This is a genomic window from Streptosporangium sp. NPDC000563, from assembly GCF_040299985.1.
In the GTDB taxonomy this organism is placed as follows: Bacteria; Actinomycetota; Actinomycetes; order Streptosporangiales; family Streptosporangiaceae; genus Streptosporangium.
Map to the genome: position 1 here is coordinate 357,834 of NZ_JBEPDA010000004.1, position 18,899 is coordinate 376,732.

At 70.8% G+C, this 18,899-nt stretch carries 17 protein-coding genes; 5 read left to right on the forward strand and 12 right to left on the reverse strand.

Annotated features, from left to right (window positions below; translation table 11 throughout):
• Positions 1 to 40 precede the first annotated feature (40 nt).
• The 5 genes from ABT352_RS14450 to ABT352_RS14470 all read right to left on the reverse strand — a co-directional run bounded on the left by ABT352_RS14450 (position 41) and on the right by ABT352_RS14470 (position 5,020).
• Positions 41 to 1,657 (reverse strand): SulP family inorganic anion transporter, encoded by a 1,617-nt coding sequence (locus tag ABT352_RS14450; protein WP_350945269.1) that lies wholly within the window; start codon positions 1,655 to 1,657, stop codon positions 41 to 43.
• 3 nt (positions 1,658 to 1,660) lie between these two features.
• Positions 1,661 to 2,341 (reverse strand): cysteine hydrolase family protein, encoded by a 681-nt coding sequence (locus tag ABT352_RS14455; protein ID WP_350945270.1) that lies wholly within the window; start codon positions 2,339 to 2,341, stop codon positions 1,661 to 1,663.
• Between the two features lie 292 nt (positions 2,342 to 2,633).
• Entirely contained in the window at positions 2,634 to 3,281 is a 648-nt protein-coding gene (locus ABT352_RS14460; protein WP_350945271.1) for a GntR family transcriptional regulator, read from the reverse strand.
• Positions 3,282 to 3,408: 127 nt separating this feature from the next.
• A complete protein-coding gene (locus ABT352_RS14465) occupies positions 3,409 to 4,422 on the reverse strand; it encodes a D-alanyl-D-alanine carboxypeptidase family protein (protein ID WP_350945272.1) in 1,014 nt (337 codons plus the stop codon).
• A 52-nt stretch (positions 4,423 to 4,474) separates the two neighbouring features.
• Positions 4,475 to 5,020 (reverse strand): DedA family protein, encoded by a 546-nt coding sequence (locus ABT352_RS14470; protein WP_350945273.1) that lies wholly within the window; start codon positions 5,018 to 5,020, stop codon positions 4,475 to 4,477.
• A gap of 189 nt (positions 5,021 to 5,209) precedes the next feature.
• Here ABT352_RS14470 and ABT352_RS14475 point away from each other — a divergent pair, with 189 nt between their 5' ends.
• Positions 5,210 to 5,767, forward strand: coding sequence for a hypothetical protein (locus tag ABT352_RS14475; RefSeq protein ID WP_350945274.1), 558 nt, complete (start codon positions 5,210 to 5,212; stop codon positions 5,765 to 5,767).
• A 149-nt stretch (positions 5,768 to 5,916) separates the two neighbouring features.
• Here the strand turns inward: ABT352_RS14475 and ABT352_RS14480 are convergent, their stop codons facing one another.
• Genes ABT352_RS14480 through ABT352_RS14490 form a run of 3 tightly spaced genes read right to left on the reverse strand, consistent with a single transcriptional unit; the run spans position 5,917 to position 11,315 of the window.
• Positions 5,917 to 9,300 (reverse strand): ATP-binding protein, encoded by a 3,384-nt coding sequence (locus ABT352_RS14480; RefSeq protein ID WP_350945275.1) that lies wholly within the window; start codon positions 9,298 to 9,300, stop codon positions 5,917 to 5,919.
• Between the two features lie 41 nt (positions 9,301 to 9,341).
• Positions 9,342 to 10,403, reverse strand: a complete 1,062-nt coding sequence (locus tag ABT352_RS14485; RefSeq protein ID WP_350945276.1) for a lysylphosphatidylglycerol synthase transmembrane domain-containing protein — start codon at positions 10,401 to 10,403, stop codon at positions 9,342 to 9,344.
• 54 nt (positions 10,404 to 10,457) lie between these two features.
• Entirely contained in the window at positions 10,458 to 11,315 is an 858-nt protein-coding gene (locus ABT352_RS14490) for a PIG-L deacetylase family protein (RefSeq protein ID WP_350945277.1), read from the reverse strand.
• Between the two features lie 35 nt (positions 11,316 to 11,350).
• Here ABT352_RS14490 and ABT352_RS14495 point away from each other — a divergent pair, with 35 nt between their 5' ends.
• Positions 11,351 to 12,583, forward strand: a complete 1,233-nt coding sequence (locus ABT352_RS14495; protein WP_350945278.1) for a glycosyltransferase family 4 protein — start codon at positions 11,351 to 11,353, stop codon at positions 12,581 to 12,583.
• A 291-nt stretch (positions 12,584 to 12,874) separates the two neighbouring features.
• Here ABT352_RS14495 and ABT352_RS14500 read toward each other — a convergent pair whose 3' ends face one another.
• A complete protein-coding gene (locus ABT352_RS14500) occupies positions 12,875 to 13,270 on the reverse strand; it encodes a hypothetical protein (protein WP_350945279.1) in 396 nt (131 codons plus the stop codon).
• A gap of 133 nt (positions 13,271 to 13,403) precedes the next feature.
• Between ABT352_RS14500 and ABT352_RS14505 the strand changes: the two genes are divergently transcribed.
• Positions 13,404 to 14,744 (forward strand): APC family permease, encoded by a 1,341-nt coding sequence (locus ABT352_RS14505; RefSeq protein ID WP_350945280.1) that lies wholly within the window; start codon positions 13,404 to 13,406, stop codon positions 14,742 to 14,744.
• A 484-nt stretch (positions 14,745 to 15,228) separates the two neighbouring features.
• Here the strand turns inward: ABT352_RS14505 and ABT352_RS14510 are convergent, their stop codons facing one another.
• Complete coding sequence (locus ABT352_RS14510; RefSeq protein ID WP_350945281.1) at positions 15,229 to 16,470, reverse strand: hypothetical protein; 1,242 nt, start codon at positions 16,468 to 16,470, stop codon at positions 15,229 to 15,231.
• Between the two features lie 98 nt (positions 16,471 to 16,568).
• Here ABT352_RS14510 and ABT352_RS14515 point away from each other — a divergent pair, with 98 nt between their 5' ends.
• Together ABT352_RS14515 and ABT352_RS14520 are read left to right on the forward strand one after the other, a co-directional pair.
• Entirely contained in the window at positions 16,569 to 16,943 is a 375-nt protein-coding gene (locus ABT352_RS14515) for an STAS domain-containing protein (RefSeq protein ID WP_350945282.1), read from the forward strand.
• An 88-nt stretch (positions 16,944 to 17,031) separates the two neighbouring features.
• Positions 17,032 to 17,397, forward strand: coding sequence for an STAS domain-containing protein (locus ABT352_RS14520; protein WP_350945283.1), 366 nt, complete (start codon positions 17,032 to 17,034; stop codon positions 17,395 to 17,397).
• A 77-nt stretch (positions 17,398 to 17,474) separates the two neighbouring features.
• On the opposite strand, the gene ABT352_RS14525 is transcribed toward ABT352_RS14520, so the two are convergent.
• Together ABT352_RS14525 and ABT352_RS14530 are read right to left on the reverse strand one after the other, a co-directional pair.
• Entirely contained in the window at positions 17,475 to 18,212 is a 738-nt protein-coding gene (locus ABT352_RS14525) for a glycosyltransferase family 2 protein (RefSeq protein ID WP_350945284.1), read from the reverse strand.
• 320 nt (positions 18,213 to 18,532) lie between these two features.
• Positions 18,533 to 18,817 carry a hypothetical protein gene (locus ABT352_RS14530; protein WP_350945285.1) on the reverse strand — a complete coding sequence of 95 codons (285 nt, stop codon included), beginning with the start codon at positions 18,815 to 18,817 and terminating at the stop codon, positions 18,533 to 18,535.
• Positions 18,818 to 18,899: the final 82 nt, after the last annotated feature.

The following is an 18,899-nucleotide window of genomic DNA, read 5'->3' on the forward strand; positions in this document are numbered from 1 at the left end:
GTGTACGTGGTTCGCGGGACGGTGTTCGGCGGGACGGTGTTCAGGAGGTGGCGGGTGCCTCGGCGGAGACGGGCCTCGCGGGGGCCGGCTCGGGCTCGCCGGGCTCCTCGGTGGCCTCCGGCGTCTCGCCGGAAGGCTTGGGCTTGAGGAGGGTGAAGGCGAGCAGGATCAGTCCCGCGAAGAGGTAGCCCAGGGAGACCTGGCCGTTGGCGTTCCACTCGACCCGTTCGCCGTGGATGAGGCCGATGAAGGCCAGGGCCGCGCCGACGAAGGCGTACCCGGCGGCCCACAGGAACGACCGGTCGATGATGAAGGCCGTGATCGAGCCGAGCACCAGGCCGGCGAGCACGGCACCGCCGCCGAGCAGGACCGTTCCCTCGTAGACCGTCCCGCTCTGCGCGATCGTGTCGTACCCGACCTCCCGCGCGCTGGTGCCCGCCGCGGCGAGCGCGTTGTCCATGTAGCCCTGCGCCCAGGAGGCGATGTTGGGGATGATCGCGATCACCACGGCCACCGCGTGCGCCTTCGGCACCGACTGGAAGGCCTGGGCGCCGATGAGCAGGCCGATGTAGAGCAGGATCGGCACGATCGCGGGCGCCGGCAGCACCGCGCCGAGCAGCGCGAACATGCCGAGGAAGCAGAAGAGCGCGATGACGACGCCGCTCGCCATCGAGTAGCTCGTACGGCCGCCCGCGGACTTCCACCCCGGGTGGCCGATGTAGACGGCGGGCGGGAACGGCGAGCCCAGCATCGAGCCGACCACCGCGCCCGCGCCGTCGGCCAGGAGCACCGAGCGCAGGTTGTACGAGTCACCCGCGGCGGCGGCGCTCTCCACGTTGCTCATGCCCTCGGTGAAGTTGTAGATGCCCAGGGGGATGGCGGTGGCGAGCAGCGGCGAGACCTGGCCGAGTCCTTCGAGGAGGAGGTCGATGTGCAGCGACGGCAGGCTCACCGCGATGTTCCCGGCGGCGGCGCCCACGTCGGCGGGGTCCATGTAGCCGCCGATCCAGGCGATCGCGGTGCCGGCGAGGAGCGCGGCGAGCCCGACGGGGATGTTGCCCGGCAGCCTCAGGTCGGTGAAGAAGCCGACCATGATGATCACCAGCACCGGCAGCGCGATCCAGGCCGCCTCCCACATCTGCGCGGCGGGCCGCATCGAGATGAAGGCGATCGAGATGCCCGCCAGGGTGCCGAGCATCGCCGCCCTGGGGGTGAAGCGGCGGATGTACGGGCCCACGAAGGCGCCGATCACCACGATGACGCCGATGATGAAGCACCAGGCGAGCCCGGCCACCCAGGCCCGCAGCGGGTCCTTGGTGGCCAGGTAGGTCGGCAGCATGATCACGAAAACGACGATGAACATGTGCGGGACGCTGGGACCGTACGGCATCGCGCACACGTCGGTGCGGTTCTCCCGGCGGGCGAGCCGCCGGGCGAGGTAGGTGTAGTACACGTTGCCGATGAGGAGCTGGATGCCCATCGCGGGGAGGATGACGCCGAAGACGTCGGAGCCCGGCAGGTGGACGACCCCGAGGCAGAGGCCGCTCAGCACCAGCACGTTGACCATCACGTTGAAGCCGAGGCCGAAGAAGGCGTTGGTGTCCCCGCTGACCCACCAGGGGAGCTTGAGGTTGACGGGGTCGGTTGTCGTGGTCATCGGTCAGCTCCGTGTTTCGAGTGCCTTGAGATAGCCGCCGGAGGGGGCGACCCAGCCGAAGATGCCGCCCTGGGCGGCGATCATTTCGAGCCCGTACCGCTGGAACTCGGCGAAGTACGAGCCCACGCAGTCGGACAGGACCAGGCACTCGTAACCCCGGTCGTTCGCCTCGCGAACGGTGGTGTGCACGCACACCTCGGTCGTGACGCCGGTGACGATCAGACTGCGGATGTCCGCCGCCCGCAGGGTCCGGTCCAGGTCGGTGGAGTGGAAGGAGCCCTTGCCCGGCTTGTCGACGACGAGTTCGCCCTCGACGGGGGCGAGCTCGTCGATGATGTCGTGGCCGTACTCGCCGCGGATCAGGATCCGTCCCTTGGGACCCGGATCCCCGATGCGCAGCGAGGGGGTGCCGCGGTTGAGCTTGGCGGGCGGGCAGTCGGACAGGTCGGGCAGGTGCCCCTCACGGGTGTGGATGACGGTCATTCCCGCCGCGCGGGTGGCGGCCAGCACCTCCTGGAGCGGCGGGATGACCCGCCGCAGCATGGACACGTCGTTGCCCAGGGTCTCCCCGAAACCCCCGGGCTCGACGAAGTCCCGTTGCATGTCGATGAGCAGCAGCGCTGTATGTCGGGGATCGAACCCGTATACGTACGGCTCGGCCTCGACGAGAAGCGGATCGGACACGTTGACTCCGTTCCTCGGATCCTCCTTTTGTCGATTGTCGACAGAATTATGTCGGCGGCTTTCCCGTCCGGTTACGCTTCTGTTAGCGGCCTGTACCAGAGCGTGATCGTGTCCGGTGCGCGCCTCTCCCGCGGTCGAGCGTCCGGCCGATGCGTGACAGCGCCCCCGCGCCCCCGCGGCTCTGCGCCCCCGCGGACGGCCGACAGCCGACGGGCGTGAGCGCGGCGGTCGGCCGACACCCGCGTCCTACGTCGAGAGGAGCCGGACGGGACGGGTGGAACCCGATGCCGTTCTAGCCGATGTAGGTGCGCGCTCCATGCCGGGAGAGGGCGTCGAGCGCGGTGACGGGATCGCCGGAGGCGATCGCCTCGAAGAGCCGCCTGTGCCGCTCCACCCCCTCGGCCGGAGAGCGCTGCTCGGCCTCCCTGCGCAGGTTCGCGGCCATGTAGAGCTGCAGCTTCAGGATGACGGGCTCGTACGCCATCAGCAGCTGGCGGTGGCCCGCGAGCGCGACCAGCGCGAGGTGAAAGCGCCGGTGCGCCTCGTTCTCGCTGAGCGGGTCGTCCAGGCGCACCGCCGCCGCCATCCCCTCAAGCGCCTCGGCGAGCGCGGTCATGTCGTGCGTGCCGGAGAGAGGCAGCGCGGTCTCGACCGCGTAGCGTTCGAGCACGTCGCGCAGCCCGAACAGCTCGTCCACGTCGTTCCCGGTCAGCTCGGTGACGCGGGCTCCCCGCCGGGGCAGGTGCTCCACCAGCCCCTGCTGCCCGAGCGACCGCAGTGCCTCGCGCAGCGGCGCCCGGCTGATGCCGAACCGCTGGGTGAGCTGCTCCTCGATCAGCCGCTCGCCCGGTGCGAGGGCACCGGAGAGGATCTCGTGACGGAGCCGTCGCATCGAAAGCTCGACCAGGCTGGGGTGTTTCAGCTCCCCATCGGGTTCCACCCGTCCAACTCCTCTCGACGTGTGGAACAAACTCTCTCAGAGAACGGCCGGAATCCCACCCACGGGATGGCGGCGTGGTCGGGTGTTCCGGTCGAGGGCCGGTCGGGAGCGGGCGCTCCAGCCGTCCTCACAGCTCGGGTGGAGTCTGCTCGCCCGCCCAGTCCAGGAGCCGTGCCGCGGTCTGGAAACGCCGGTCGCCGTTGGACTCGCCGAGGATGACGCCGATGAACCGGTGGCCCTCGCGGTCGGCGGCGAAGGACAGGCAGTATCCGGCGGCGCTGGTGTAGCCGGTCTTCAGGCCCGTCACCCCGGGTGTCTTGCCGAGCAGTTTGTTGGAGTTGGTCCAGGTATGCGCCCGGTGCACCTTGGACTTCGCCACGAGGTGGCGCCTGGTGGACGCAATGATCCGCAGCACCGGGTCGCGCAGCGCGAGGTCGGCCAGCTTCGCCTGGTCCAGGGCGGTGGAGTAACCGGGCCCCGGCTTCGGCAGGCCGTCGGGAGTGGCGTAACGGGTGTCGACGAGCCCCATGGAGCGGGCCGTGGCGTTCATCTTCGCCACGAACCTCGTGCTGCCGGGCCCGTAGACGCGGGCCAGGGCGTGTGAGGCGTCCGCCCCCGAGGGGAGCATGACCGCGTACAGCAGGTCCCGCACGGTGAGTCGCTCCCCGGCGCGCAGGGAGGCGTGGGTCGCGCCGTTCGCCGCCGCGTGCCGTACGTCCTCCGCCTGGACCGTGACGGTGTCGGCCAGCCGCGCCTCCCTGAGGACGACGTACGCCGTCATGATCTTGGTCAGGCTCGCCACCGGCATCCGCCTGCCCGCCTGCTTGCTCAGGTGGATCGTTCCGGTGCTCGCGTCGTACAGGTACGCGGCCCGCCCCGGCACCGACGGCACCGACGCGCGCCGGTCCCCTGCGGGGGCGAAAGCGGGTGCGAAAGCGGGTGTGGCGGTGAGGGCGGGCGTACGAAGCGTGGCGAGCGGGGCGGACACCGTGGATCCGGTGACCGAAACGCGCGCCGAAGCCCCGCCGGGCGGCGCGGAGGTCGAGATCCCCCAGGCCGGGGACACCGAAGACGCGGTGCCCAGGATGAGCGCGGTGACCAGCGCGGCGCGGGCCGTGCGGCCTGTTCCCCCGTGATGCATGCGAGCCATGCTGGCAGAGGCCACCGTCGATATACGGAAGTTGTCGGTTTGGCTATTGAAAAGTTGACATCTGTGGCGGGTGTTTCTCCAGTTCGCGGCGGGAGGCCCGGCGACGGCGCCACCGCACGAACCCGGCGACGAGCGCGACCGCCACCAGCGCGGCCAGGCCCGCGAGGAGCGGTGAGCGAGCGGCCAGCTCCAGCCACCCCCAGATCACCGAGTACAGGCCGAAGGAGGTCACCGGCACCCAGGTCAGGCAGCCCAGTGCGCTCGCCACGACGTACCAGGGGTAGGAGATCCGCAGCACCCCGGCCACCCAGGGCAGCGTGTGGCGCAGGCCTGGCACCCAGAAGCAGCCGTAGACGGCGAGCGCGCCCCACTTCCTGACGACGTTCTCGACCCGGGTGATGTTCTCCTGGCCGATCTTGGCGCCCAGGCGCGAGGCGTAGAGCCTGGAGCCCAGGGCGTGGCCGATCCAGTAGTAGGCCTGGAACGCGCCGAACAGGGCCACGCCACCGATGATCACCCAGAGCCACAGGGGCATGCCCAGGAAGGACGCGGAGGTCGGGTCGGGGATGCCCGCCACAACAGGTCGCATTCCGAACATCACCGCCGCGGTCGTTTCAGCTGCCTTTACTTGATATTAGGGCAGGCTTACCTGAGCCGACATGGCGGAGCCCTCCTTGGGCGCACCCGCCGGCCTGTGGGCGCACCGGCTGCAAGCGGACGTCAACTCCAAGGCAAGAACCGTGGCGTACACCTTGGGGTAACGAAAGAGGTGTCTGTCATGAGTCCGCGTAGCAGTGTGGCACCGGTGGTGGCGAGTGGAGTCGCGAGCGCACTCAAGCTGCTCGTCGCCACCCTCGCCTTCGCTGGAGCCTACCTGGGGGTGGAGGCCGCGTACGGCACTCCGGGCCAGGTGACGGCCGGTGCGCCGGCGCAGGCGCCGGTGCGGGCGGTGGAGCTGTCGTCGCGATCGATGCCCGCCACGGAGCGGGTCCCGGTCACCGTCGAGCGGGTCTCCGACACGGTCATGACGCCCGGTACGGTCACCGTCGGCGCGATCGACGCGCTCGGCCCCTGCGACCGGCCCTACCAGGCCAAAAGCCTCGTCGAGAACGACGACCCCCGGGCCACCGTCTCCTACGGCTGGCGCCTGGAGCGCTGGAGCCCCGGCACCCGCCGCTGGCAGGCATACCTGGGCACCGGGTCCGGCTTCACCGGCGAGAGCCAGGTCGTCGAGTGGCAGCCCAGGGTCGTGAACAACCCCGGCTGGTACCGCGTCGTGCTGTCGGTCTCCGGCGAGGCCCCGCTGCGCAGCGAGAGGTTCCTCGTCAAATGCTGATCCGCCCGCTGTCCGGCCTTCCGGGAAGAGCCGCTCCCGAAGATGGACCGGGTCTCGGAAGGACTCCTCCCGATCGTCCTTCTCCGGGGGCGGGAGCCGGGCATCAAGAGGGACCGGATCTCGTGGGGGACCTTCGCCCTCGTGACGCCTCAGCTGCCGAGTGAGCGCCGTGCCGCCTCCACCCACCGGTCCACACCGACCCGCTCGGCCACCGCGAGGGCGTTCTCGTAGTGCGGCTTCACCGCGTCGGCGAAGCCCAGCCGCAGCGCCAGGTCACCCAGCGTCAGGGCGACGGGCCAGAGCGCGACCACCCCGGTCCCCGCGCCCGCGATCCGGTCGGCGAACGGCTTCAGCGTGTCGTACGCCTCGATCATCCGCTCCCGGTCGTCCAGCAGCATGCCCGCGAGGGCCCGCCAGATCATCGCCAGCTCGTAGAGGAAGTCGGGGCGCACGGGCGTCTTCACCGCGATGACCGCCCTGGCGTCCCGGTGGTGGCCCGCGGAGGCGAGAGCCACCGCGTAGGCGTCCAGGGTCCACTTGGCTCCGCGCTGGTGCGCCTCGGCGAGCGGCTCGACCATCTCGGCGGCCTGCCCGTTCACCAGGCGCAGGCAGAACGTGGTGATCAGCGGCAGGTCCTGGCGGCCCTCCAGCATCCCGGCCTTCGCGGTCAGCCGGGCGGCGTCGCGGTAGGCGCGCTCCGCCCCGGCGAAGTCACCGGCGATCATCAGACGCTGCCCGGCGTACCAGGCGACCACGGAGGCGGGCGCGGACAGGCCGTACTGCCTGGCGAGCTTCTCGGCGGCGGCCACGTGCGCGTCGGCCTCGGCGAACGCGCCCGAGGCGGCGGCGCACTCCATCAGCACCAGGTGGGCGAGGGCCTGCACCGAGATCTGCCCGGTCGCCTTGCCGACCTCCAGCAGCTCCCTGCCGATGACCTCGCGCTCGCCCACCGGGGTGATGCCGTACGACTGGCGCAGCCGCCCGCTCAGCGCGGTCGCGAGCAGGGCGGGGTCACCGGAGCGGCGGGCCAGCTCCTCGGCCTCCAGCGAGGCCTGCTCGCCCCGGGGGGTCGCCGATCCCTCCAGCTCCAGGGCGAGGGTGGCGAGCAGGCTCGCCCGCAGCGACTGCTCGCCGGCGGGCAGCTCGACGAGCGCCTGCTCGGCGACGTCGACGATCTCCCAGGCCGTACGGGTGAAGTCGCGGGCCATGCCCTTGTGCGGCACCGCGAGCGAGGCGGCCACCCGGGCGGTGAGCTCCAGGTTGCCCAGGGGCAGCGCCGCGTCCATCGCCTCGCGCCGCCGTCTGCGGGCCGCGGCCATGTCGCCGCAGAGCGCGAGGGCCTTGATCAGCCGCAGGGTGAGCAGCAGTCGCTCCCTGGTGCTGTCGGGAGTGTGGGCGACGCCCGACCTGTCGAAGGCGGCGATGGCCTGCTCCCACAGGGTGGCCGCCTCGCGGTGGGCGAAGCGCCGCTCGGCCTGCTCGGCGGCGAGGCCCGCGTAGTGGACCGTCTTGCCGGCGGTCTCGCTGGTGCCCGCGGAGTGGTAGTGGTGGGCGAGCGCTGCCACGTCGCCGGGATTCCTGCGCTCGATCACCGAGGCGACCGCGGCGTGCAGCCGGGAGCGGCGCAGCCGGGAGGCGTCGGAGTACAGGGTGTCGCGGACCAGGTCGTGGTCGAAGCGCAGCCTGCCGGGACCGGGTTCGGTGACCAGGCCGGCGAGCAGCGCCGCCTCCACCGCGTCGACCACGGCGTCCTCGTCGCCCGAGACGTCGACGAGCACGTCCACGTCCACGTCTCGGCCGATCACCGCGGCCTGCAACAGGATCTGCTGGGCGATCGCGGGCAGCCGGGAGACGCGCCTGCGCAGCACGTCGCGGACACCGGAGGGCACGCCGGAGATCACCTCGGCGGCCGTCGCGCGGTCGCTCACCGCCTCGGCGTCGAGCAGGCGCACCGTCTCGCGGACGAAGAAGGGGTTGCCGCCGGTGCGCTCGACGATGCTGCTGACCGCGTCCTCGTCGACCTCGCGCACGCACGTCGCCCTGACCAGCTCGGCCACCGCCTTGGTGTCGAGTCCGGTGAGGCCGACCCGCACCGGACCGAGCCTGGCCAGCGCGGCCAGCACGTCGGCCTGCTGGTCGCTCAGCTCGCTGTCCCGACAGGTCACCACGAGCAGCACCCGGCTGGTGGCGAGCAGGCTCGGCAGCGCGCGGAGCAGCGCCAGCGTCTGGTCGTCGGCCCAGTGCAGGTCCTCCAGGGTGAGCAGGATCGGCGTCTCCTTGGCGACGGCGGCGAGATAGCCGCCCACCGCCCGGTGCAGCCGGAACCCGCCGGAGGCCTGGTCGTCGTCTGGCTCGGGGGCCGCGTCGTCGAGGAGCGGCGCCAGCAGCGAGGCGTACTCGCCGGGCCCGGCCGCGTTCACCAGGGTGCGCAGGATCTCCACCCAGGCCCAGCCGGGAGGCGTGGCGCTGCTGTCGGGGCAGGCGCCGGAGGAGATGCCCCACCCGTCGTCGGAGAGCCGCCTCATGAGCTGGCGGACCAGGGTGGTCTTGCCCGCGCCCGCGTCGCCGCTGATCACCGCGACGGTGAAGCGGCCGGTTCTCGCCGCGGCGGTGGTGAGCCTGCCCAGCTCGGCGTCGCGGCCGACGAACGGCTCGGGCTCCAGCGGGGGAAGCTCCACCTGGGCCACCGTCGGCCTGGGCGGCCAGGTCTCCGCGGCCACCTGCTGGCGCTGCCTGGACGGCGCCGAGGGGGCGAGCTGCAGGCCGGGGTCCTGGGACAGGATGTCGGACTCCAGCTTGCGCAGCGCCGGGCCGGGGTCGATGCCCAGCTCGTCGGAGAGGATCGTGCGCGCCCGGCGCAGCGCCGCCAGCGCGTCGCCCTGCCGTCCGCAGCGGTACAGGCCCAGGGCGAGCAGCCGCCAGCCCTCCTCGCGGAGCGGGTGCTCGGTGGTGAGCGCCTCCAGGTCGGGCACGGACTCGGCGGGCAGGCCCAACCGCAGGCCGCTGTCGGCGTGCCGCTCGCGGGCCACCAGGCGCAGCTCGGCGAGCCGGTTGACCTCGGCCTCGGCCCACGGCTGGTCGGCGAAGTCGGCGTAGGGGGTGCCCCGCCACATGCTCAGGGCCTTCTCCAGGCGAGCCCGCGCGGAGGCGGGGTCGTCGCCCTCCAGGTGCTCTCCCGCGGTGCGGACCAGCGTCTCGAAACGCAGCGCGTCGACCTGGTCGGGAGCGGCGCGCAGCGCGTAGCCCGAGGCCACGGTCACCAGCAGCCGGTTCGGCCCTCCGCGCGGACGTCCCGGCTCCAGCACCCGGCGCAGCCGGGAGATGTAAACCTGGAGCCCCGACTGGGCGCCCTTGGCCGCGTCGTCGTCCCACAGGTCGTACAGCAGCGAGTCGACGGGAACGACCTGCCCGCGCGCGACGAGCAGGCGCGCCAGGACCGCACGTTGACGGAGCCCGCCCAGGTCGAGCTCGTCTTCACCTGAATGCGCCTCGACCGGGCCGAGAACTCGGAACGCCACCATGTCAGCCGCCACGCTATGTGGGCCTTCCAATCGCATACAAGGTATTTCCCAATCTAGCGGCTGATCGACTCCTTTTCGGCGGCCGTCGCGGCGTTCTCACGCCTGCGCAGGAAGGTCCAGGCTCCCAGAGCCAGCCCGCCGAAGGGGATTTCGACAGTGTAGGTCCAGAACCCGAAAAGCAGGGCGGCGGCGGTGGCGGAGTCGAGGGGGGCGCCGAAGAAGACCAGTGCGCCGATGGTTCCGGCCTCCATGATCCCGGTACCGCTGGGAGTCACCAAGGCCGTGGTCAGGACCCTCGACAGGGCGAAGGCGGCGATCGACTGCGCCAGCCCGGGATAGGCGCCGGTCGCCTGCAGGCAGACGACGAGAATCAGCCACTGGAAACCCAGAAAGAAGATCATTCCCAGCGTGAGCCCGGCCCAGCGGTCCCTCACGATCTCGGAGGTGTCGGCCCGCAGCTTGGACAGCGCCTCGGAGGCGGAGTGCTCGCCGGGACGGATCCGGCGGGGGAGCAGACGGGTGAGGGCGTCGAGACCGCGACCCAGGACGTTCGCGGCGCGGTCCCAGTACAGGGCGGCGGTCACCACGGCGACCAGGCCCAGGATGGAGAGCGCACCCACCCAGCCCGCCCTCGTCACCGTGGGGCTGAGCGACTGCCCGCTGAACAGCAGGGCGACGATGCCCGCCGCGGGCAGCAGGAAGCGGAACAGGGTGTTCCAGATGCCGGTGGTCAGCGTGGAGACCACGACCGCCCGCGCGGGAAACCCCCAGCCCCTGGTCATCGCGAACGTCATCGCCACCCCGGCCGCGCCGCCGAAGGGGAGCAGGTTGCTCACCGCGCTGCCGCCCGCGTTCAGCGTGAGGGCCTGCAGGTGGGTCAGCCCGGGAAGGGAGGCGGTGAGCACGAACGTGTAGGCGAGGAGGCTGAGCAGCCAGACGACGGTCATCAGCGCGACCTCCCGCGGACCCAGCGCGGCGAACTGCGCGCCGATCTGCGCCCAGGAGACGTGCTTGCCCGTCAGGACCGCCACGACCTGGGGCATGAAGAACACGAGCGTGGCGGCGAGTGCCAGCGACACGACCGACAGCCCGACCTGGAACAACCTGCTCTTCATGCGACACGACCGCTCTTCACCCGATATCCCCGACCCAGTCTGCCGCCACCGAACTCATCCTTTGGGAGGAACTTCGAAGGGGTGCCTCAGCCGGGAGCCCAGGGGGGCGTCCCTGCGGACATACCACTCGGTGCCGAAGACGAGACGGTAAAGAGGCTGGGGGATCTTGAGCATCACCCCGAGGGTGCGGGTGTCGGCGCCGGTGGCCTGGGAGGCGTGGGCGGCCATGCTCGCCCGCTTCTGGCGGGCGAAACGCCGCACGGGGACCCGGTGGGTGATCACCTCGCCGGGGGAGTACGCCCGCTCGAAGGCCCGGATGTCGAGCTGCGGATAGAACCTCCTCGCGAGCCGCAGCCCCCGCAGCAGGGGGTCGCGGTTGACGGTCGCCTCCAGCACGATCGGGGTCTTCGCGATCTCGGCCGCCCTGCCGCCGACCCGGTGCACCTGGACGTGGTCGGGGTGGCCGTAGCCGCCCGCGGGGTCGTAGGTCGTCAGCAGGTCGGCCTTCTCCTCGGTGAGGATGGCGGCGAGCCGCCGGGCGGCCTCCTCGGCGTCGGCGTCGATGAAGGCGTCGTCCGGCCGGTCGTCGGCGATCCCGCCGCCGGGGGCGAGCCCGGAATCGCCGTAGCCGAGGTTCACCACCCGGGCGCAGCCGAGTGCCGCGGCCGACTTGTACAGCTCGGCCATACGGGCGGCGCCCAGCGCCTCACCGGGTTCGAGGTCGGCCTGGCCTCGCTCACCCGAGGTCGCCACGACGAGGACCACCCGGTGGCCCTCGGCGGCGAGCATCGCCATGGTGCCCGCGGTCAGCAGGGCCTCGTCGTCGGGATGGGCATGAAAGAACACTGCTGTCTTGACGCTGCTGATCAGGCTCACTCCGTTCGCGCGACGCGGATGCGCCCTCAGGGGCACGCAGGCATGATCTCACGCGGGTCTACGCTGGCACGGTGAGGATCCTCCACATCAGTGACTGTTACCTGCCGCGCCTCGGCGGGATCGAGGTGCAGGTCGCCGATCTGATCCGGACGCAGCGGGAGGCGGGCCACGACGTCGAGGTGGCGACCGCCACCCCGGGGGAGAGCCTTCCCGGGGTGCACAGGATCGTCGCGAGACTCCCCTTCGACCTGCCGGTCCACCCGTTCGGTACCGGACACCTGCTCCGCCTGATCGGAGCGCGGCGGCCCGAGGTGGTGCACGTGCACACGGGGGCGGTCTCGCCGTTCGCCTGGATGGGCGTGCGGGCGGCGACCCGCGCGGGCCTGCCCGTGGTCGTCACCGTGCACAGCATGTGGGACCCGGTCACGCGGGCGCTCTACCGGGGGCTGCGGCTGCTGTTCGGGTGGCACCGCTGGGGGCTGGTGGGCACCGCGGTGAGCGAGGCCGCGGCCCTGCCGATCCGCGCGGTGGCCGGGCCCGGCGTGCCGGTGCACGTGGTCTCCAACGGCCTGGACGTCTCCGGCTGGCGCTCGGCGCACCTTCCCTCGGCTCCCCCGGTCTCTCCGGTCTCTCCGGCTTCCCATGCCTCCCCCGCGGACGACGTACGAGCCGCGTCCCCCGCGGGAGACGCGCCGTCCGAGGCGGGCGTCGATCACGTGCCGTCCGAGCGGGAAGGCGGCCCGGTACAGCCGGTGCACGTCGTCGCGGTGGGGCGGCTCGCGCCCCGCAAGCAGCCGGTCCGGTTGCTGCGGCTCCTGCGGGAGGCCCGCGCCCAGGTGCCCGCCGAGACGCCGATGCGGGCGACCGTCGTCGGGGACGGCCCGGCCCGGTCGCAGATGGAGCGCTATTTGAGGACGAACGGCATGACCGGCTGGGTCTCGCTCCCCGGCCGCTACAGCCGCGACCAGATCCGCGAGCTGCTCGCCTCGACGGACGTGTTCGTCGCCCCCGCGCCCCGTGAGTCCTTCGGGCTGGCGGCACTGGAGGCGAGAGCCGCGGGGGTGCCCGTGGTGGCGCGTGCGCAGAGCGGGGTGGCCGACTTCGTACGGCCGGGCAAGGAGGGACTCCTCGGGCGGACTTTCGACGACCTGGTCGCGTCGGTGGCGAGGCTGGTCCGCGACCGCGAGTTGCGCGAGTCGATCGCGGCGAACAACCGGGAGACCGAGCCCGTCCACAGTTCCTGGCCCGCGGTGCTCGAAGGCTTCGAACGCTGCTACGAGCAGGCGCGCGCCGGCCGGACCTGAGAGCCGGGCCCGGGTGAGAGGGCCGGTGGACGGGAGGCCGAGGCGGGGGCCGGTGTCCGGCGGGACGCCGTCGCGAGGCCGGGCGGCGGCCGGGTGGCGGCCGGGTGGAAACGCGCAAGGCCCCTGCCGTGCGGTGGCAGGGGCCTTGCCGGAGATCGTCGGTACGGCCGCCGCGCCGCACTGCCCCCCGCAGGCGGAGCGGCGGCCGTACCCGGAGTGCCTCCTGCCGCCAGGAGGCACCGGTCCCTGGATCGTCCAAGAGGTTCAGGAGGTCCAGGAGGTCTAGGAGGTCTAGGCGCAGGCCTCGACGAGCTTGGTGCTCGCCTCCTGGATCTTCGTCACCAGCGACGTCGCGGCCGTCGCGGCCGCGGCCGGGTCGTTCGCATCGATCTTGGCCGACTCGAACGAGGTGGCGAGGTCGGTGAGGGCGGTGGCCACCTCACCGTCGGCCGTGGCCGCGAGCGCCTTGAGGTCGGCGGCGAGCTTGGCGGTGGCGTCGTTGTACTTGGTGAGATCACCGGCGCTCGACGTGGCGGCGGTGGTGAAGTCCGCGAAGGGCTTCGACCACGCGGCCTCCGTGCAGACCGCGCTGTTGGAGGACGACCCGCCGCAGGCGGCGGTCATCGATATGAGAGCGACTCCCGCTGCGGCGACGGCGAGGCGGCGGGAGGAGAGGGCGCGGAACATTTCTGCCTTTCATTGCATTTCGTGACAGTTGGAACTGTAGGCAGGGTTCCTTGCGGATCACTTTCATGACACTTACAGGAGTGACTCCTGTGACCTGACGTGATTTTGCCCCCGCCGAGGGTAAGTGCGGGGCATGGCTGAGGCGATCGTCGATCCCGGTTCCGGTCAGCACTCGCTCAAGCGGGTCATCGGGCGCAGGGTCCTCCTTCTGTTCGTGGTGGGCGACATCCTCGGTGCCGGGATATACGCCCTGGTGGGGAAGGTCGCCGGCCACGTCGGCGGGGCGTTGTGGGTGCCCTTCCTGGTGGCCTTCGTGCTGGCGGCGCTGACGGCGACCGCCTACGCCGAACTTGTCGGCAAATATCCCCAGGCGGCCGGTGCCGCGCTTTATGCGAACAAAGCGTTCAACATTCCCTTTGTCACGTTCATTGTGGCGTTCGCGGTGTTGATGAGCGGCATCACCTCCGCGAGCGCCGCCGCGCGGGCCTTCGGCGGCGACTACCTCGGGGAGTTCGTCACGCTGCCGGTCGTCGTCGGCGCGTTCATCTTCCTCGGCCTGATCACGCTGGTGAACTTCGCCGGGATCTCCGAGTCCATCAAGGTCAACGTGGTGCTCACGATCATCGAGGCCTTCGGCCTGCTGGTGATCATCGCGATCGGGATCTTCGCCCTGCTGTCCGGCGACGGCGAACCGGCGCGGGCGCTGGAGTTCCATCCGGTCAACGGCGCCTTCCTCGGGATCCTGGGCGGCACGGCCCTCGCCTTCTACGCGCTGCTCGGCTTCGAGGACTCGGTCAACCTCGCGGAGGAGGCCAAGGAGCCGCAGCGAGACTTTCCCCGCGCTCTCTTCGGCGGCCTGACCATCGCGGCGGTCATCTACCTGGGGGTCGCGTTCACGGCGACCATGCTGGTCGACACCAGGACGCTGGTGGACTCGTCCGGTCCGTTGCTCGAGGTCGTCAAGGTCGCCGGGCTGGCGTTCCCGCCCAAGTTGTTCGCCCTCATCGCGCTGCTCGCGGTGGGCAACACCGCGCTGATCAACATGCTCATGGCCTCGCGCCTGGTCTACGGCATGGCGCGTGAGGGAATCGTGCCCAAGATCTTCGGGACGGTCCACTCGACGAGGTCCACCCCGTGGGTGGCGATCGTCTTCACCGTGGGCGTCGCGGCGGTGCTCGTCGCCACCGGCGACATGAGCGACCTGGCGGACACCACGGTGCTGCTGTTGCTGTGCGTCTTCGCGATAGTGAACGTGGCCGTGCTGATCCTCCGCAAGGACCGTGTCGATCACGATCACTTCCGGGCGCCGAGCTGGATGCCGGTTCTCGGGGCGGTGGTCTGTCTCGTCCTGACGTTGCCGATCACCGGCAGGGACGCGGACGTCTATCTCCGCGCGGGGGTCCTGCTCGCGATCGGTGCGGTCCTCTGGTTCGTCAACCGGTTGTTCCTGTCAGAAGGGCAGGGCCCGTCCTGAGGGGGTGCGGAGGTCCAGAGCGATGGGTTTCCGTGGCGGCCGGGGCTTTTGGAGGATAAGAACCTTTTTCATGTGATACTCCCTCTTTGTTGGAGTTTGAGAGAGACTACGTCAACTGACCGACTTTTTCACGGATTTTTTACCCAGCTCGTGTTGATCTGTACCGGCAGGACGGGGTGCGAGTGTGCCGGGCGGCGTGATCGCGCGGATGTCGGGGCCCGAGAGGGCGGGGAAGGGCAGCGAAGGGGAGGTCTGACCTTCGGTGTCCCGGCTGCGGCGTCGAGGGCTCTGTCGTGGCGTTTGGGAGAAATAGTCCGCCATGTCCGCAGACTAGGAGGCCGATGTTTCCGGCAAGGACACCGTTTGTTCCAAGTCCGCGACCTCGGCGGCGATCTCCGGGGCGACGACGGTCCGATGGCGGCGGCGATGCCGACGGTGCCGGCGGATTCGGGGAGTCTCAGGAGTCCCGGGAGTCCCGGAGGTCTCAGCGGCGGAGCACGAAGGCCTTCTCGTCGTCGCCCACGCCGACCGAGCCCACCGCCCACAGCGTTTCGCTGCCCGGCACCCGGGTCAGGACGGCGCCGCCCACGTCGTCGGTCTCCTCGTACTGCTGGGTGGCGGCGTAGGTGCGGAACAGCGGGCCGTACTCGCGTGACCAGGCGGTGCCGTCGAAGTGGAGGATGAGCGCCTGTCCGGCGTGGTCGGCGTCGACGCCGCTGATCCACACGTCGGAGCCGGAGGCGGTGACCCCGTACAGGCCTCCCCGGGAGACCGGCACCTCGACCCGCGTCCAGCGGGTCCCGTCCCAGCGCATGACGAGCGGCTGCGCCCCCTCGGCACCTCGCGTCTGCGACCCGGTCTCCTGGCCGGTCGAGATCCGTCCGACCGCCCACACCTCCGACGGCGAGACCTGCCAGACCGCGCTGAGACGACCGCCTTGGACCGGCGGCGTCTCCAGGCTCTCCCACGATCCGGCGGTGCCGCGCCAGACCAGCGGGGTGCGGGTCTCGCTCGTTCCCACCGCCCAGACGTGTCCCTGCCCGGAGGTGATCGCCTCGAAGGTGCCCTGCGTGGTCAGCACGTTACGGAAACCGCCGTCCGCCCGCTCCAGGACGACCGCGCCCGAGGGGCCGTTCGCGGCGAACCACGTGCCGCCGCCTGTCGCGACGTCGGCCAGCCGGTAGTCCTCGGCCACCCCGAAGGGCCGGTGCGAGGTCCACGCCCGCCCGTTCCAGTGCGCGGCGAACGCGCTCGGGCCGTTGCCCACCACCCACACGTCGTCGGGTCCGGCCGCGCCGACCCCCTCCAGGTGGTGGACCTCGGCCTCGTCGCCCAGGGAGATCTCCCTCCAGCGGTTCCCGTTCCAGCGAAGGACGGCGGGCGTGCCCTCCCGGTCCTCCGCGCCGTCCTGGTATCCGACCGCCCAGGCGTCGCGGGGCCCGGTCGCCACCACGTCGAGCAATGCCGTCGCGCCCGACAGGTTCGCGCCCCCCACGGCCGTCCACTCGGCGGACGCGGCGACCGCCCCGGTCGCCGCCGGACTCGCCTGGCTCGCCGACGGGGCCCCTGGCGCCGGGCTCGGAGAACTCGGGGAAGGGGAGGCGGGGGCCGGCGAGGCGGTGCCGCCCGGTGCGACGGTGGGGTCGGGCGTCGCGGGGGCACCTCCGCACGCGGCGATCAGGAGCGTACCGACGACCATGACCGCCATCGGGCGCGCTTTCACCATGTCCCCATTGTTCCGCATGCCTTCGCGATCCGGTCGTGCTCCGCGTGATTAGACCCGCCTGGCCGGGGCACCGGGGACGTAAGCGGGAGAGGATGTCGATGGCGAAGGCTGAAGAGGGCGGCAGACTCCGTGTTCGAGCCGACGAACACCGTGATTTCATCGCCCTGCACGCGGTGGGGGCACTGGACTACGGGTCCTCGCCACTGCTGAAGGAACAGGCCGACGTCGCGTTGGGAGCGACGGATCACCCTCGCCTGGTGATCGATCTCACCGAGGTCACCTTCTGCGACTCCACCGGGTACGGCGTGCTCATGTACGCCCTCGACCGGGTTCGCCGGCTGGCGGGCTCGCTCGTCCTCGTCGGCCTCTCCGCCGTGATGCGGCAGCGGCTGGGGCGCCTCGGGGTGGCCGATCTGTTCGATACCTGTCGCACGGTCGAGGAGGCGGTGGAGGCGTTTCCCGAGGTGACATGAGTGGTCACGTTTCTCCGCACTAGAGCGATCCGCGCCGTATGAGACAGTTATGGTTGCTTGGGCAAAGGGTCGGTTCAGAAGGTTGGTCATGTTCGTGGGAGATGAGCCGGAGTCGGTTTTCACCGCCACATCCGGGCTGCACGGTACGACACTCGTCGTACGGGCGAGCGGAGAGCTTGATCACTACCACACGTCGGTGCTCCGCGAGGAGATGGGAAGGGCCTGGGGCTCCCTGCCCTCACCGAGGCTCATCCTCGACCTGTCCGCCCTGACCTTCTGCGACTCCTCCGGGATCGGCGAGCTGCTCCAGGTGCGTCACCAGGGGCTGAGCAGAGGGGTGCGGGTGATCCTCACCGGCGTTCAGGGCAACCTGGCCCGGCGTCTCAACCTCGCCGGCCTGACCCAGGTGTTCGAGGTGCTCCCCTCCGTGGCCGACGCGCTCGAGGTGGCCTGAGCCCTCGCGAACGGCCCCGGGGCGACGAGAAGACCGGCGCGGAGGAGCGCCGGAGGATCGGCCCGATCCCCGGCGGGTCAGACGGCGGCCTGGGTGGCGTGCTCCTGCCGCAGCCGGACACCGTCGACGCGTCCCTCGCGCTCGCGGAGGATGGTGCGGAGCACCCGCAGGCCGTCGCGGACGGCGTGCAGGTTGCTGGCGCCGTGAATGCGACTGCGCTCGTGGCTGGGAACCTCGCGGATGACGAGACCGGCCTGGGCGGCGCGGATGTTCATGAGGGTCTCGATCTCGAAGCCGTCGCAGTCGAGGTCGAGCGCGTCGAGGTGGCGGGCCCAGAAGGCGTTGTACCCGTAGCACAGGTCGGTGTAGCGGGTGCCGTACAGCAGGTTGGTCACCTTGGTCAGCATCGTGTTGCCGAGCGAGCGGATCGGGCTGATGTCGTCCGAGCCTCCGCCGGGGGCACAGCGAGACCCCTTGGCGAAGTCGGCTCCCTCGACCAGCGCGGTCACGAAGGAGTGGATCTCCCGGCCGTCGGTGGACCCGTCGGCGTCGATCATGACGATGATGTCACCGGTCGCGGCGGCGAACCCCTCGGTGAGAGCGTTGCCCTTGCCCTTGCCCGTCTGGCTGACGACGCGCAGCCCGGGCCGCAGGGTTCTGGCGACGGCGACGGTGTCATCGGTGGAGTTGCCGTCGACCAGGATCACCTCGTCGATCCAGGACGGCAGGGTCGCGAAGACGTGCGGGAGGTTCTCCGCCTCGTTCATGGCGGGGACGACCACGCTGACACTGAAAGGAAAAGGGGCGCTGTTCATGGCCACAGGGTTGAACACACCACCTGCAGAACACTTGAAAGCCTCTTGCAAGCCCTCACGTGACAGAGGATCGTGCCTTTTGACCTCCCCTTGGGGGTAGCGGGAGGATCTCTTCGCCGACCGTTCCAAGGGGAGGCACGACCCGATGCGGATCGTGAGGGCTGTCAGAAGGGGAGCGTGCGACCCGAAGGGCTGCGCAGGTCGAGTGGCACCGGCTCACGGGGTGGACGCGGACGTTGTACGAGCAGGATCCTTTTCACGGTGCCGCTCCATTCTGGGCTTGATCACCGGGTGTTACCCACGCCAGGCCCAAGAATCACCTATCTCCGTATCACATGAAGAACACTGGCCACACGTTCCGCGGCCGTCGCGACGTCCTCCGCGTGGCCGATGCGCCCCGCCCAGGACAGCCAGAACCACCACTCGCCGTCCTCCTCGTGGGCGGCGAGCACGTCCTCGGTCCTGGCCGGGGCCATGGGGTTGATCACATGAAGTCGTGGATAAAGCCCTGCGGCCGACCTCAGGCGCACCTGAAAGGCGTGCGCCTCCAACTGGGTGGCCAACCGACGCAGGTGGTCGATACCTTCGCCGCGCTCTGTCATCATCCGGATCACTCCTGGCGGACACTGGTGACTTGCCTCTCTGCAGAGTGCGGTTTTGTGGCACTTGAGGCAATCGGTCCCTCCG

Coding starts and splice junctions, on each gene's coding strand:
- ABT352_RS14450 (WP_350945269.1), bottom strand. CDS start 1,657: ATGACCACGACAACCGACCCCGTCAACCTCAAGCTCCCCTGGTGGGTC.
- ABT352_RS14465 (WP_350945272.1), bottom strand. CDS start 4,422: ATGCATCACGGGGGAACAGGCCGCACGGCCCGCGCCGCGCTGGTCACC.
- ABT352_RS14470 (WP_350945273.1), bottom strand. CDS start 5,020: ATGCGACCTGTTGTGGCGGGCATCCCCGACCCGACCTCCGCGTCCTTC.
- ABT352_RS14475 (WP_350945274.1), top strand. CDS start 5,210: ATGAGTCCGCGTAGCAGTGTGGCACCGGTGGTGGCGAGTGGAGTCGCG.
- ABT352_RS14485 (WP_350945276.1), bottom strand. CDS start 10,403: ATGAAGAGCAGGTTGTTCCAGGTCGGGCTGTCGGTCGTGTCGCTGGCA.
- ABT352_RS14500 (WP_350945279.1), bottom strand. CDS start 13,270: ATGTTCCGCGCCCTCTCCTCCCGCCGCCTCGCCGTCGCCGCAGCGGGA.
- ABT352_RS14505 (WP_350945280.1), top strand. CDS start 13,404: ATGGCTGAGGCGATCGTCGATCCCGGTTCCGGTCAGCACTCGCTCAAG.
- ABT352_RS14510 (WP_350945281.1), bottom strand. CDS start 16,470: ATGGTGAAAGCGCGCCCGATGGCGGTCATGGTCGTCGGTACGCTCCTG.
- ABT352_RS14515 (WP_350945282.1), top strand. CDS start 16,569: ATGGCGAAGGCTGAAGAGGGCGGCAGACTCCGTGTTCGAGCCGACGAA.
- ABT352_RS14520 (WP_350945283.1), top strand. CDS start 17,032: ATGTTCGTGGGAGATGAGCCGGAGTCGGTTTTCACCGCCACATCCGGG.
- ABT352_RS14525 (WP_350945284.1), bottom strand. CDS start 18,212: ATGAACAGCGCCCCTTTTCCTTTCAGTGTCAGCGTGGTCGTCCCCGCC.
- ABT352_RS14530 (WP_350945285.1), bottom strand. CDS start 18,817: ATGATGACAGAGCGCGGCGAAGGTATCGACCACCTGCGTCGGTTGGCC.